11 protein-coding genes are annotated in these 14,078 nt (G+C 67.4%); 8 read left to right on the top strand and 3 right to left on the bottom strand.

The window, feature by feature from the left end:
• The first annotated feature begins 87 nt into the window (after positions 1-87).
• The 8 genes from HTS88_RS05635 (at position 88) to HTS88_RS05600 (ending at position 10,427) form a co-directional block, all read left to right on the top strand.
• Positions 88-954, top strand: coding sequence for a transporter substrate-binding domain-containing protein (locus HTS88_RS05635; protein ID WP_174176369.1), 867 nt, complete (start codon positions 88-90; stop codon positions 952-954).
• 87 nt (positions 955-1,041) lie between these two features.
• The gene (locus tag HTS88_RS05630; RefSeq protein WP_104186508.1) at positions 1,042-1,830 is read left to right on the top strand and encodes an amino acid ABC transporter permease; all 789 of its coding nucleotides are present in this window, start codon (positions 1,042-1,044) and stop codon (positions 1,828-1,830) included.
• Positions 1,827-2,600 (top strand): amino acid ABC transporter ATP-binding protein, encoded by a 774-nt coding sequence (locus tag HTS88_RS05625; RefSeq protein WP_217432230.1) that lies wholly within the window; start codon positions 1,827-1,829, stop codon positions 2,598-2,600. Before HTS88_RS05630 ends, HTS88_RS05625 begins: the two co-directional genes overlap by 4 nt.
• Entirely contained in the window at positions 2,600-3,643 is a 1,044-nt protein-coding gene (locus HTS88_RS05620; RefSeq protein ID WP_174176310.1) for a Gfo/Idh/MocA family protein, read from the top strand. Before HTS88_RS05625 ends, HTS88_RS05620 begins: the two co-directional genes overlap by 1 nt.
• 61 nt (positions 3,644-3,704) lie before the next feature.
• Positions 3,705-4,886, top strand: coding sequence for an NAD(P)/FAD-dependent oxidoreductase (locus HTS88_RS05615; RefSeq protein WP_174176308.1), 1,182 nt, complete (start codon positions 3,705-3,707; stop codon positions 4,884-4,886).
• Between the two features lie 211 nt (positions 4,887-5,097).
• Positions 5,098-8,568, top strand: a complete 3,471-nt coding sequence (locus tag HTS88_RS05610) for a DEAD/DEAH box helicase (RefSeq protein WP_174176306.1) — start codon at positions 5,098-5,100, stop codon at positions 8,566-8,568.
• Between the two features lie 104 nt (positions 8,569-8,672).
• Complete coding sequence (locus tag HTS88_RS05605; RefSeq protein ID WP_174176304.1) at positions 8,673-9,347, top strand: hypothetical protein; 675 nt, start codon at positions 8,673-8,675, stop codon at positions 9,345-9,347.
• 99 nt (positions 9,348-9,446) lie between these two features.
• Positions 9,447-10,427, top strand: coding sequence for a glycoside hydrolase family protein (locus tag HTS88_RS05600; protein ID WP_174176302.1), 981 nt, complete (start codon positions 9,447-9,449; stop codon positions 10,425-10,427).
• A gap of 143 nt (positions 10,428-10,570) precedes the next feature.
• Here HTS88_RS05600 and HTS88_RS05595 read toward each other — a convergent pair whose 3' ends face one another.
• From HTS88_RS05595 to HTS88_RS05585, 3 genes are all read right to left on the bottom strand, one after another.
• Positions 10,571-11,860 carry an ammonium transporter gene (locus HTS88_RS05595; protein WP_174176300.1) on the bottom strand — a complete coding sequence of 430 codons (1,290 nt, stop codon included), beginning with the start codon at positions 11,858-11,860 and terminating at the stop codon, positions 10,571-10,573.
• A 239-nt stretch (positions 11,861-12,099) separates the two neighbouring features.
• Positions 12,100-12,723, bottom strand: a complete 624-nt coding sequence (locus tag HTS88_RS05590; protein WP_174176298.1) for a helix-turn-helix domain-containing protein — start codon at positions 12,721-12,723, stop codon at positions 12,100-12,102.
• 49 nt (positions 12,724-12,772) lie between these two features.
• A complete protein-coding gene (locus HTS88_RS05585) occupies positions 12,773-14,071 on the bottom strand; it encodes an allantoate amidohydrolase (protein ID WP_174176296.1) in 1,299 nt (432 codons plus the stop codon).
• Between the last annotated feature and the right edge of the window lie 7 nt (positions 14,072-14,078).

The following is a 14,078-nucleotide window of genomic DNA, read 5'->3' as shown; positions in this document are numbered from 1 at the left end:
GACTCAGCAAGGGTTTCCGGCAAACCCCGCCACGGCGGATCTTGATCCTCCATCTCCCGCTTCCTCACGATTGGAAAACTCGCTGTGATTACTCGAACCACTGTGCGCCCCGCGGCGCTCATTGCCGCGGCCGTTGCCGCTGTCCTGGCACTCTCCGGCTGCGGCGGCTCCTCATCAGCCTCGTCCTCGCCGGCCGAAAACCCCTACGGCCTCATTGAGCCGGGCTCCATCCGGGTTGCAAGCCTGGGCGATTCGAAGCCCTATACGTTCACGGATGCCCAGGGCAAGTTCACCGGCTTCGACGTGGAACTCTTTACGGACGTTGCCTCCCGCGCCGGCGTAGACGATGTGGTCTTCACCGGACAGGACTTCTCCGGCCTGCTGGCCGCCGTAGCCAACGGGCAGTTTGACGCCGGCGTGGCGGCCATCGGCATCACGGACAAGCGCAAGGAAACTGTCGATTTCTCCGACGGATACCTGGCCGGCTACCTCACCGTCATCACCACCAAGTCCTCCGGCATCAGCAACGCCGACGGACTTTCCGGAAAACGCCTGGGCGTGGTGCAAGGAACACTGCAGGAAGCCTATGCAGTGAAGAACTTCACCTCGGCCAGCCTGGTGCGGTTCCCGGACAACAACACGGCAATCTCCGCCGTCAACAGCGGTTCTGTGGATGCACACTTCCTGGACTACGAAGCCGCGAAGTCCTACCAGGAACAGTTCGGACTGGTCAGCGCCGCGGACATCCCGTCCTTCGACGCACCGGCCGGGTTCGCCGTCGCCAAGGGCAAGACCGCCCTCAAGGAGGCCCTCAACAAGGGCCTGGCCGAAGCCATGGAGGACGGCACCTGGAAGAAGCTCTACGAGAAGTGGTTCCCGGGTTCCCCGATGCCCGAGCAGTACCTCCCGAAGTCAGAACAGACCGCAACCCCGGCCCAGACAGCAAGCAAGTAGACCACGGGCATGTCCGGGCGGGCCGAACGCTTCCATGCCAAGGCCCGCCCGGCTGCTACCGGAACAACTAACACCTGAGAGCATTCAATGGACTGGCTCAACACCATCATCCGCACCTTCTTCGACTTCGGCGCCATGGCTGAAGTCCTGCCCCAGCTCCTGGCGGTAGGCCTCCTCAACACCCTCATCATCTCCGTCGCCGCCACCGTCATTGGCGTGGTCCTGGGCATGGTGGTGGCCGTCATGGGCATCTCACCGTCCAGGTGGCTGCGCATCCCGGCCCGCATCTACACGGACCTCTTCCGCGGCCTGCCGGCCATCCTGACCATCCTCCTGATCGGCCAGGGCTTTGCCCGCCTCAGCCAGTCGATCTTCGGCCCCTCGCCCTACCCCCTGGGCATCATCGCCCTCAGCCTGATTGCCAGCGCCTACATCGGCGAAATCTTTCGCGCCGGCATCCAAAGCGTGGACAAGGGCCAGGGCGAAGCATGCCGCGCCCTGGGCATGAGCTACGGCAAATCGATGGCACTGGTGGTGATCCCCCAGGGCATCCGCCGCGTCCTGCCTGCCCTCGTGAACCAGTTCATCGCCATCGTGAAGGACTCCTCGCTGGTGTACTTCCTCGGACTGCTGGTCAGCGAACGCGAACTCTTCCGCGTGGGCCAGGACGCCGCAGTGCTCTCCGGGAACCTCTCCCCCCTGGTCATGGCGGGCATCTTCTACCTCATCATCACCGTGCCGCTCACCCACCTGGTCAACTACTTCGATACCCGCTTCCGCACAGGAAAGCGCCGTCCCTCGGCCCCCACCAGCGGCCTCAATGAAGTCAAGGAACTGGACGCGGCCTCACCGCTCACCACCGGGAGCAACACATGATCACCAGCACCAGCACAAATACCACTGCTGACATCGAAACCTTCCACGGCTCCAGCCTGGAGCTGAAGAACCTGACCATGGCCTACGGGGATATTGAGGTCCTCCGCAACGTCAGCCTGGCCGTGGCACCCGGCACCACCACCTGCATCATCGGGCCGTCCGGCTCAGGCAAGTCCACCCTCCTGCGGGGCGTGAACAGGCTGCATGAGCCCAAGAGCGGTGACGTTGTACTCGCCGGCGAAAGTGCGCTAAACGTCAACCCGGACATCCTGCGCAGCCGGATCGGCATGGTGTTCCAGCACTTCAACCTCTTCCCGGACCACACCGCGCTGGAAAACGTGGCCCTCGCCCTCTGGAGCGTCAAGAAGATGTCCAAGGCGGAGGCACGGGAACGCGCGCGCCTCCGCCTGGCCGAAGTGGGACTCGCCGAACGCGCCGACCACCGCCCCCGGGACCTTTCCGGCGGGCAGCAGCAGCGCGTTGCCATCGCCCGCGCCCTCGCCATGGAACCGGAAGTAATGCTTTTCGACGAGGCCACCAGCGCCCTGGACCCCGAGCTCGTTAAGGGAGTCCTGACCCTGATGGCGTCGCTGGCCAAGAGGGGAATGACCATGGTGGTGGTCACGCACGAGATGGGCTTCGCCCGGAAGGTGGCCGACCAGGTGGTCTTTATGGACGAAGGCGAAGTCGTGGAAGCCGGCACCCCGGCGGAGATCTTCGACAACCCGCGCAGCGAGCGCCTCCAGCGTTTCCTCTCCGAGGTCCTCTGATGGGGTCCGCAGGCAAAGGACCCATCCGTACCGCCGTCGTCGGCTTTGGCATCTCGGGACGGGTCTTCCATGCACCCCTCATTGAGGCAGACCCGTCCTATTCACTCGATGTCATTGTCACCGCAGATCCGGAACGGGCCGCCGCAGCGGCTGCCCGCTACCCGCACGCGCGAGTCGTGCCGACGGCGGAGGCCATGTTCGCGCTGGCGGCGGACCTCGACCTGGTGGTCCTGGGAACCCCTCCGGCCACGCATTTTGGCATGGCATCGACGGCGATCGCCCACAAGCTGCACGTGGTGGTGGACAAGCCGTTTGTCACCACCTCGGCCCAGGGGCAGGAACTCTTGGCATTGGCGTCAGAGACCGGCATGCAGCTGACGGTTTTCCAGAACCGCCGCTGGGACTCGGACTTCCTCACCCTCAGGAAGCTCCTCCACGAGGGCGCGCTGGGCGAGGTCCGGACCTTCGAATCCCGGTTTGAGTGGTGGCGCCCCGAGGGATTCGGGAACTGGCGCGATTCCGCCACCACAGCCGAGGGCGGAGGAATCCTCCACGACCTGGGTGCCCACCTCATTGACCAGGCCGTCCAACTGTTCGGCCCCGTGGCGCGCAGCTACGGCGAAACAGCGCGCCAGGGCCTGAACCCGGATGCGGCCGACACGGAAGCGTTCGTGTCCCTGCTGCATGACTCGGGGGTGCGCTCCCGGCTGTGGATGAACGGCATGGCCGCCCAGGCAGGCCCCCGGTTCCACGTCCTGGGCTCCCACGCCGGCTACACAAAGTGGGGACTGGACGGCCAGGAACCCGCGCTCGACGCCGGCCTGCCGCCGTCGGACCCGGCATATGGCGTTGAGTCCCAGGAGTCTTGGGGGCTCCTGGGAGTCGACGGCGCAACACGCGCCGTGCCCGCCGAGCGGGGCGCGTATCCCCAGTTCTACCGGCTCCTCGCCGGAGCCCTCCTGCACGGCGGGCCGGTCCCTGTTGACCCGGCGGACGCCGTCGCGGTCCTCAAAGTCATCGAAGAAGTCCATGTCCTCGCCTGACGTACGTCGCCACGGCACACCTTCACACCACCAATCTTCCACACCAGGAAAGCGAGACACCATGTCCTCCGCAAACCCCGCCAGGAAAGTCGCCGTCATCGGCGGCGGAATCCTTGGCGTTTCCACCGCCGTCCACCTGGCAAAGGGAGGCGCGCATGTCACACTCGTCACGTCCGGTCCGCTGGCAAGCGGAGCCTCCGGCCGCTCGATCGCATGGCTGAACTCCTCCGGCGCCCGATCCGCCGAGTACCACTACCTCCGGATGCTCGCCATCGACCGCTACCGCACCTGGAGCGCGCACCACCCCGAAAGCCGCGACTATCTGAGGTTCGATGGTGCACTGAAATGGGCCGGCCCGGACGAAACCTTCCGCGATACCTTCGCTTTCGAGCGTTCGGGCGGATACCACTCCGTCTGGGTGGACAGCAGGGACGTGGCCCGGATCGCCCCGGATGTGGACGCCGCTGCGGTGGCCGACGAGGGTGCCATTTATAACCCTGGTGAAGGCTGGGTCAACATGCCCGACTTCATTACGGCATTGGCTTCCGAGGCGGCGGACAACGGGGCGGTGATCATCAAGGATGCCGGGGATGTCCAGGTGGATGTGAGGGACAGCGCCGCGGTCGGCGTCATCCTGGGCGACGGGACGCGGCTGGAAGCCGACCAGGTGGTATTGGCCACCGGCGGTGAGGTCCCGGCCCAGCTCGCAGCCCTGGGCGTAACGGTTCCTGATGCCACGCCGGCCGCCTTCGTGGTGTTCACCGAACCGCTCGACGTGAAAGTGCAGACCGTCCTGAACACGCCGCGGGTCGCTGTGCGGCCCACGCCTGACGGCGGGCTGGTACTTGACGCGGACTGGGCAGAGCAGTCCGTGATCATCGAAGACGACGGATCCTTCACGGTTCCCGAGGAGTCCGTCCAGGGCCTGCTCGAGGAAGCCTCGAAGGTACTCGCGGGGAATCCCCGGCTGACCGTCCGGCGGGTGGCTGCAGGCCTGAAACCCATTCCCGGCGACGGTGAACCGGTGGTGGGCCCGGTGTCTTCGATACCAGGCCTGCACACGGTTTTCACCCATTCGGGCGCCACGCTGGGGCTGATCCTCGGTGAGCTCCTCGCGGAGGAAATCCTTACCGGAACCCCCTCTCCCGTACTCGCCGCCTTCCGGCTTGACCGGTTCGACGCCGGCGCCCCCGCCCGCGAGGCCGTGGGGACCGGTGCTTGGGCGCCGGTGCACCAGAGCTGACAGGCCGGGCGGTGGTGCGGGCCGAAGCCCCACCACCTCCCGGGCCGGCTGCGGCATTCCGCTGCAGTTGCCTCCCTGGTTGTCCATGTGATCCCACCCTGCCGCCCTCAAGTCGCCGGCGGCGCCCTTCGCCCCGTCGGCGAACTAAGATGGATCAGATGACCAACCACCGGCCCGGCCCCGCCGTGGCCTGCTGAAAGTAGCGCGCACCATGCCATCCCAACCGGACGAGAGTGCGGCACTGGCAATACAGACTCCCGCCATCAACGACCGCTCGCTGGCGGCCGGGCTGGCGTATGCCATGGGAAGCCGCGTCTCGGGCATCTCGTTCGACGCCGGCACCGGGCTCATGCTGGGCAAGGTCCGCGGCGGCGCGGACGTGCCCTACTCCACCACCGCCAAGCTGGTCCGCAAGGGCGGCGGCTGGAGCTGCACCGTGGGCGTGTGCAGCTGCCCGGTCCGCAAGGACTGCAAGCACGTGGCGGCGCTGCTCTTCGCTGCCGAGGACAACCCGGCCATCCGGGTCCAGCTGCTCACGCCGTCCACCTCCACCCAGCTGTCCCGCACCCCGCCCGGCGCCGCCCTGTCCGACTGGGAACAGGCCCTCAGCCCGCTGATCTCCCAGCCGGGAGCCGTCCCCTCCAACGCCGGAGTTCCGCTGGCGCTCCAGTTCGAGGTGGAAGAACCCGCGCCGCACTTTTCCTACACCGGCCGGCGCGATCCGCAGCGCAGCGTCCGCCAGCTCAAGGCCCGGCCCGTCATCATGGGCGCCAAGGGCAAGTGGATCCGCGGCGACGTTTCCTGGACCACGCTGAACTACCTGAACTTCCGGCGCGAGTGCAATCCCGCGCATGTGGAGTGGATGCAGGAGTTCCTGGCCGCCCATTCCGCGGCAGCCGGCCGGACCTACAACTCCTCCGGCTTCTGGCTGGGGCTGAACTCGTACGCCGGGAAGAATCTGTGGAGCCTGCTGGAAGACGCCGGGAAGATCGGCCTTGCGCTGGTGCACTCGCGCGGCACTGAGCCGGTCCGCCTCGCAGGGTCCCCCGCCGCCGTCGGCCTTAGCCTGAGCCGTCACGGCTCGCCGCTCGACGGTGCGACCGCAGCGGAGGGGGCGGTACCCGCGGCGGCCGCCAAGGACCAGGCGTCCGACGGCGGCCTGGAGCTTGCGCCCACCATCGCCATTGAGGGCGTGGAGGTTGATCCGGCGTCCGTGGGAACCATCGGCCGCCCGGCCCACGGCATCTTCTTCACCACCGACGGCGGCGCGCTGCCCGGTGTTGGCGAGGCACCGGCGGGCGAGAACGTGATCACGCTGGCTCCGCTGGAAGGCGGCCTGAGCGAGGAACTGCTGACGTTCGTGACAGCCGGCAGCACGCTGCACATCCCGGCCAGGGACGAGTCGCGGTTCCTGACGGGCTTCTACCCGAAGCTGAAGCAGACGGCCCGGGTCACGGCCCGGGACGAGTCCGTGGAACTCCCGGCGCTGGCCGTCCCCACCCTGTCCCTGCTGGCAAACTACGGCGCCGACCACAGGGTGCGGCTGCACTGGGAGTGGCATTACAAAAGCGGAAACCTGGTCACGGCGCAGCCCCTCTGGAGGCACCCCGGCGACCACGGCTACCGCGACGACACCGCGGAAGCCCGAATCCTCGAAGGCCTCGGCCAGCCGTGGGACGTGGTGCCCGCCCTGGGTGAGTCCGCCACCGGCGGCTGGGGCACCCCGCGGCTTGCGGCGTCAGCGGAACTGAAGGGCCTGGACACACTGGCCTTCACCGAGGAGGTCCTCCCCAGGCTGCGCGAAGCCCCGGACGTCGAGGTGGACACCGTGGGTGAAATCGCCGAATACCGTGAGGCCGAGGAAGCGCCGGTGGTGTCCATCTCCACCAAGGCCACCGAGCAGCGCGACTGGTTCGACCTCGGCATCCAGATCACCCTTGAAGGGCAGCCGGTCTCCTTCGCGGCGGTGTTCTCCGCGCTGGCGTCCGGCCAGACCAAGATGCTGCTGCCCAGCGGCGCCTACTTCTCCCTGGACCTGCCCGAGCTGCACCAGCTGCGCGCACTGATCGAGGAGGCGCGCTCCCTGCAGGACAACAAGGACGCGCCCCTGCAGATCAGCCGCTTCCAGGCCGGGCTGTGGGACGAGCTTGCCCAGCTGGGAATCGTGGACGAGCAGGCGGCCGCGTGGCGTTCAGCGGTGGGCGGCCTGCTTGAAGGCGGCGTGGACGGCCTGCCGCTCCCGGCCACCCTCAATGCGGAGCTCCGGCCATACCAGCTGGAGGGCTTCAACTGGCTGACGTTCCTGTACCGGCACAGCCTGGGCGGGATCCTCGCGGACGATATGGGCCTGGGCAAGACCGTCCAGGCCCTTGCCCTGATGTGCGCGGCGAAGGAGCTTTCCCTGGCGGCAGCAGGCGTGTCAGCAGGCCAGCCCGACGCCGGCGCCCCCTTCTTGGTGGTTGCCCCCACCAGCGTCGTGGGCAACTGGGCAGCGGAAGCGGCGCGTTTTGCCCCCGGACTGAAGGTCCAGGCCGTCAGCGAGACCTTCGCCAAGAGCAACCAGGCGCCGGCCGAAGCACTGGCCGGGGCCGATATTGTGATCACGTCCTACGCCCTGTTCCGGATCGACTACGAGGCCTACGCCTCCCGCATCTGGTCCGGCCTGGTCCTGGACGAGGCGCAGTTTGTGAAGAACCACCAGTCCAAGGCGTACCAGTGCGCCCGGAAACTGCCGGCGGCTTTCAAGCTGGCCATCACGGGCACGCCGCTGGAGAACAACCTCATGGAGTTCTGGGCGCTCACCTCGATCGTTGCACCCGGACTGTTTTCCAGCCCCAAGCGCTTCGCCGAGTATTACCAGAAGCCGGTGGAGAAGAACGGCGACAAGGGGCAGCTGGACAAGCTCCGCCGTCGGGTCCGTCCGCTGATGATGCGCCGCACCAAGGACCAGGTGATCAAGGACCTGCCGCCCAAGCAGGAGCAGATCCTGGAGGTTGTGCTCAACCCCCGCCACCAGAAGGTCTACCAGACGCACCTGCAGCGCGAACGGCAGAAGATCCTGGGGCTCATCGAGGACGTGAACAAGAACCGGTTCACCATCTTCCAGTCGCTGACCCTGCTGCGGCAGCTCAGCCTGGACGCCTCCCTGGTGGACCCGGCGCTTTCGGCAGTGCGGTCAAGCAAGCTGGACGTGCTGTTCGAGCAGCTGGAGGACCTGGTGGCTGAGGGCCACCGCGCCCTGATCTTCAGCCAGTTCACCGGCTTCCTGGGGAAGGTCCGGGAGCGCCTGGACGAGGAGAAGATCGAATACTGCTACCTCGACGGCGGCACCCGCAACCGCGCGGACGTGGTCAACGAGTTCAAGAACGGCAGCGCTCCGGTGTTCCTGATTTCGCTGAAGGCCGGCGGGTTTGGGCTGAACCTTACCGAGGCCGACTACGTGTTCCTGCTGGACCCCTGGTGGAACCCGGCTTCCGAAGCGCAGGCTGTGGACCGGACCCACCGCATTGGGCAGGCACGGAACGTGATGGTGTACCGGCTGGTTGCCAAGGACACCATCGAGGAAAAGGTCATGGCGCTCAAGGCCCGGAAGTCGCAGCTGTTTTCCGATGTGATGGAAGGCGATGCCCTGGCCGGGGGCGCCATCACGGCGGAGGACCTCGCGGGGCTGTTCAAGGAGTAGCGGTGAAGGCGGGGCTTTGGGCCCTACGCCTGCACCATGGCCGGACTTAATCTGGGATCAGCAGAGCGACTGGCGGGCGCCTGCCACATCCCGGGAGGCAAACCGTGAAATCGGCCAACGCGAGCATCATCGCCGGCATCGTCCTGATCTCGGCTGGCGTGCTGCTGTTGCTGGACCTGCTCAACGTCATCGAGAGCGCGGCCTATGTGCCGATGCTGATCTTCGCCGCCATAGGGGCTGTGTTCCTGTCCCTCTTCATCCGCAGCCCGGAGAACTGGTGGGCCGCGATCCCCGGTTCGGTGTTCCTGGGTTTGGCAGCCGTGGTCGCCGCCTCCCAATTTACGGACGGCGGCGCCGGCGCGAGCTTCCTGTTCCTGTTCATGGCCGCCGGATTCGCCGCCGTCTACCTGCGCCAGCGGGGCAACTGGTGGGCGGTGATCCCCAGCGGCGTGATGCTGGCCCTCGCCGTCATTGTTACCCTCCCGCAGGATCTGCAGGGCATGCCCGTGGCAGCCGTCCTCTTCCTCGGCCTGGCGGCCACCTTCGGCGTGCTGTCCCTGGTGCCCGTCCCCGACGCCGGGCCCACCGGGCGGCTGAAGTGGCCCCTGATCCCGGCGGCGGTCCTGGGCGTGCTGGGCGTAATCTTCGCCCTGCAGTCAACGGCACTGCTCATCGCTGCGGACATCCTTGTGCTCACCCTCATGATCCTGGCGGGCGTCGCCCTTCTGGTGTACGCCTACCGCGCCCTGCATGGCGGGCACGGCAAGGCCCACGGCTAGGACCTGACAAGGCCAGGCGGAGGGCACCGGGAGGATCAGGCACGGCCCGGACGCGTCGCATAAGCTGGTACTCCAAGGAACTACAACGTTGGAGAACCAGTGCAAGAGCCGCTCACTCCCCTGCGTCCCGACGCCTTCAGGACGCCGTACCGCGATCCGGTCTGGGACGGCCCGACGGATCCGGTCCTGGTTCCGGACCACCTCACCGGTGAGTGGGTGCTGTTCTACACCCAGCGCCGGGCCACGGCACCGGGCCTCCAAGGAGTGGAGTGGGTGCACGGCACGGCCATCGGTTCAGCACGATCCTCGGACGGCGGCGCCACCTGGCAGTACCAGGGCACCGTGGACGGACTGGTGCCGCCCGGAACCGAACTGCCGGCAACCCTCTGGGCACCCGACGTCGTACGCATCGGCGATGAGTGGCTGATGTACCTGACCGTCTTGGGCGGGGTGCGGAAGGACTGGAACGGAAACGCGGCAATCGTGCAGTTCGCCAGCGGGAACCTGGTGAATTGGGAGTACCTGGGCCCCATCGACCTCGATTCGCCTCGGGTGATCGACGCCGCCGTCGCACCGTGCGGGGACGGCCGCTACCGGCTCTGGTACAAGGACGAGGCACGCGGCTCCGCCACGTACAGCGCGGTGAGCGATACGCCGCGGGACCCCTCGTCCTGGACCCTGGAAGGCATCACCATTCCCGGCCGCCCGCATGAGGGGCCCAAGGTGTTCCGGCTCGAGGGCACCTACTGGATGATCGTGGATGAGTGGCGGGGCCAGGCGGTGTACCGCTCGGCGGACGCCAGCGGCACCTGGGTCCGGCAGGAGCACCTGGACGGGCTGATCCTCACCCGGCCGGAGCACGTGGACGGGCGGCCCGTCGTCGGACGCCACGCGGACGTGGTGCCGCTCGACCCCACGGAAGACGGCAAGGAGCGGGCCCTGCTGGCCTACTTCACCCATCCGTACTGGGGCGGCGAGGACATCGACACCATGGCCCCGAACCCCGAAACCCGCCTGAGCCACCTCCGCGGCGCGGTCCTGGAAGTCCGGGACGGGAACCTTGTGTGTACTGAACACTGATTTCCGGCCGACCAGGCGCTTGACACCATGACAGAGGACCAACCCCTGGAACTATAAGCCGGCTCATGCCGGCACCGGTCCACAGGTTGGCCCTCTGCCTGACTCGTCCTCCGGATGGAACCCACCCGGAATCCTTCGAAAACCTACGCGCGCTGCGGGGAGCCCAGCTCCACCGGATCCTCATCCGTAAGGTAAGCGAGCTCGGAGTGTGCCGCGAGGTCGATGCCGCGCATCTCGTCCTCCGGGTTGATCCGCAGGCCGATCGTCTTGTCCAGGATCTTGGCGAGGACCCAGGTGATGCCGAACGAGTAGGCCAGCACCGTGACGGTTGCGAGCGACTGGACGCCGAGCAATTCCACGCCGCCGCCGTAGAAGAGTCCGCTGACTCCGTTCGGGGCAGCATCGGTGGCGAAGAGGCCGATCAGCAGGGTGCCCAGGATGCCGCCCACCAGGTGGACGCCCACGACGTCGAGCGAGTCGTCGTAGCCCAGGCGGTACTTCAGTTCAATGGCAAGCGAGCAGACGGCCCCGGCAATCGCGCCGATGGCCACCGCACCCAGCGGGCTGACCGCACCGCAGGCGGGGGTGATGGCCACGAGGGCGGAGATCAGGCCGGAGGCTGCGCCCATGCTGGTGGCAGCGCCGCGGCGGACCCGTTCCACCAGGGCCCAGGCCAGCAGGCCGGCCGAGGCAGCCACAGCGGTGTTGAGGAACACCACCGACGCCGAGTGGCCGGCGGACAGTGCCGAGCCGGCATTGAAGCCGAACCAGCCGACCCAGAGGAGGCCTGCACCCACCAGCACCAGCGGCCGGCTGTGCGGCTTCGCGTGCTCCACCTTGGGCCAGCCCGAGCTCTTGCCCAGGACCAGCGCCAGGGCCAGGGCGGCTGCGCCTGCGTTCATGTGCACGGCGGTGCCGCCGGCAAAGTCGATGGCCTCGATGCCGCTGGCGATCCAGCCACCGGTCACGCTGCCGTCCTCGGAGGAGAAGGCGAACACCCAGTGCGCCACCGGGAAGTACACGATGGTGGCCCAGATGCCGGCAAACAGCATCCAGGCACCGAACTTCATGCGCCCGGCAGCCGCGCCCGCCACCAGCGCGGTGGTGACACAGGCGAAGAACAGCTGGAAGGCCGCGAACAGGGCCACCGGAATGGACGCCTCCCCATCCTCAGCCATCAGCTGCCCCAGGCCGGGGAACTCGGTGATGTCACCGATCAGGCCCAGCCCGCCCACTGAATTGCCAAAGGCCAGCGAGTATCCGAACAGCGCCCAGAGGACGGCCACCAGGCTGGCGCCGCCAAAACACATCATCATCATGTTGAGAATGCGGCGCGACCCCACCATGCCCCCGTAAAACAGGGCAAGGGCGGGGATCATCATGCAGACCAGCGCTGCGCTGGCCAAAATCCAAGCGACATTTCCCGAATCCATGGGAAACCCCTTTCGTGATGCGAGGAGAGAACGCCAAATCGCCCGTTGGAGCCACTCCGGAGGAGGGACGCGGAGTCAGTACCACGTTCATCGGAGGGCAGCTATTGCCGTCTGGTTCCAACTGTATGGCGGCAGTAATGGCCTGGGTTTCCGGTGTGTTAAATGATCGTTTCAGTCATCCACACGGAAGTTTCAGCCGTCCCGCAGAGCGCAGGGGTGGGGGTGGGAAGGGCTGGATCCTACTTGGCGGAGATGGCCAGGAACGTGATGGGGAGGTCCAGCAGTTCCAGCGGCCCGTGCGGCCCTTCGCCGTCCAGCAGCAGGGAATCGCCCGGCTCCATGGCGTACTCGTATGAGCCGTGGCCGTACACCATCCTGCCCGCGAGCATGTAGATGAACTCCGTGCCGGGGTGCTGGAACAGCGGGAACACGTCGGAGGCGTCGGTGAGCGTCACCAGCGTGGGTTCCAGGGCGTCGGTCCTGCCCTTGAGCGTGCCCAGGACGCGGTATTCGTGGCCGTGCCGGGTGCCGCTCCGGACCGTAAGGCTTCCCTGGCCGCTCTTGGTGAAGGTGGCGTCGCGGTCCGTGTCTGCGCCGCGGAACAATGCGGTGACCGGGACTTCCAGCCCGTCCGCAAGCCGCTGCAGCGTGGTGAGGGAACACGAGGTGGTGGCGGTTTCCACCCGGGAGATCATCGCCTTGGAAAGGCCGGTCCGGGCGGCCAGTTCCGCCGAGGACAGCCCGGCTGCCGTACGGTAGTGCCGCACCTGGCGTGCGATGACCTGCTCCAGCCGGCCCGCAGCCTGCCCGTCAGCCTGAGCCCCGTCGTCGTCACCGGCGTGATCGGCTGCGTGTTCGGTCATAGCAGCCATCTTAGGCACGGAACCGCGCGGGAGGACGACGGCGGCGGCGCTACCTGGGTGCGCGGGCGTCGCCTGCCAGCCCCGCGAGTGAGTCCGCCAGCGCGAGTGCGCCGGCCTCGGCGTCCCAGTCCTCCACCAGTTCCTCGGGGGAATGGGAGATGCCGGTGGGATTGCGGACAAAGATCATGGCTGTGGGCAGGTGTGGCCCCAGGACGCCGGCGTCGTGCCCTGCCCCCGTGGCCAGGACCGGCGCGGCCGGGAGCAGTTCCTGCAGCCGGCTGCGCAGCCCGCCGTCGAAATGCACCGTGGGGCTGAGCGATTCCATGGTCATGGCCGCGGTGCAGCCTTCCTCCGCGGCGAACACCTGCGCATTCAGCCCGATGGCCTCCACCAGCGCCGCGGTGACGGAGTCGTCCGGATGCCGGGCATCAATCCACAGGTCCACGCGTGAGGCGATCACGTTGGTGCCCCCGGGTACCGGCTGGACCCTGCCCACGGTGGCCCTGGCGTCCCGGTACTTCCGTGCAGTGTCCCGGATGCTGACCATGATTTTCGCGGCGGCCACCATGGGGTCCCTGCGGTCCCTCATCAGGGTGGTGCCGGCGTGGTTGCCCTGGCCGCTGATGCTGAGCTTCCAACGGCCGTGGCCCAGGATCGAGGAACCGATGGCCACGGGCTGGTCGAGGTCAGCCAGTCCCCTGCCCTGCTCCACGTGCAGTTCCACAAAGACGCCCAGCTGCTGGAGCGTTGCGTAGTCAGCTCCGATGAGCCGCGGGTCCTGCCCGTTCGCGGCGGCGACATCCGCGTAGGTGTTGCCCTCCGGGTCCTTCAGCCGGCGTGCTTTGTCCGGGTCCAGCGATCCGGTGAGGAGGCGGGAGCCCAGGCACGCAACGCCGAACCGGGAGCCTTCCTCTTCCGGAAAGACCGCAATGGCCAGCGGGCGCCGGGGCCGGAGTCCGCGGGCTTTGAGGATGTCGACGGCGATCAACGCCGAGGCGACACCGAGCGGGCCGTCGTACCCACCACCGCCGGGGACGGAATCGAGGTGGCTTCCGGTCACGACGGCGTCCTTCCGGGTCCGCGCGGCGGTGTCCCACCAGGCCCAGATGATGCCGTTCTGGTCCGTGTGGACATCCAGGCACCGCCGGCCGGCCTGCTCAACGAACCAGCCGCGCAGGTCCGTTTCCGCGGTGGAAAACACCGGCCGCGAGTACCCGCCCCGGAAGGTGTCCGTGCCGATGGTGGAGATGTCCTGCAGGAGGCTGGCAACAGTGGGGTCGCTGGTCCTGCCGGAAGGCAGGGCAGCCGCTGCGGGGTCTCCCGTGGGTATTGTCTGTGGAAGGCTCACTGGTATC

It is taken from the genome of Pseudarthrobacter oxydans (assembly GCF_013314975.1).
Lineage (GTDB): Bacteria > Actinomycetota > Actinomycetes > Actinomycetales > Micrococcaceae > Arthrobacter > Arthrobacter oxydans.
Note: the sequence above shows the minus strand (reverse complement) of the source record. Positions and strands in the feature narration are given on the sequence as shown.

What these genes read in the sequence shown, in the direction of transcription:
- HTS88_RS05630 (WP_104186508.1), top strand. Translation starts at nt 1,042, where the DNA reads ATGGACTGGCTCAACACCATCATCCGCACCTTCTTCGACTTCGGCGCC.
- HTS88_RS05625 (WP_217432230.1), top strand. Translation starts at nt 1,827, where the DNA reads ATGATCACCAGCACCAGCACAAATACCACTGCTGACATCGAAACCTTC.
- HTS88_RS05620 (WP_174176310.1), top strand. Translation starts at nt 2,600, where the DNA reads ATGGGGTCCGCAGGCAAAGGACCCATCCGTACCGCCGTCGTCGGCTTT.
- HTS88_RS05615 (WP_174176308.1), top strand. Translation starts at nt 3,705, where the DNA reads ATGTCCTCCGCAAACCCCGCCAGGAAAGTCGCCGTCATCGGCGGCGGA.
- HTS88_RS05610 (WP_174176306.1), top strand. Translation starts at nt 5,098, where the DNA reads ATGCCATCCCAACCGGACGAGAGTGCGGCACTGGCAATACAGACTCCC.
- HTS88_RS05595 (WP_174176300.1), bottom strand. Translation starts at nt 11,860, where the DNA reads ATGGATTCGGGAAATGTCGCTTGGATTTTGGCCAGCGCAGCGCTGGTC.
- HTS88_RS05590 (WP_174176298.1), bottom strand. Translation starts at nt 12,723, where the DNA reads ATGACCGAACACGCAGCCGATCACGCCGGTGACGACGACGGGGCTCAG.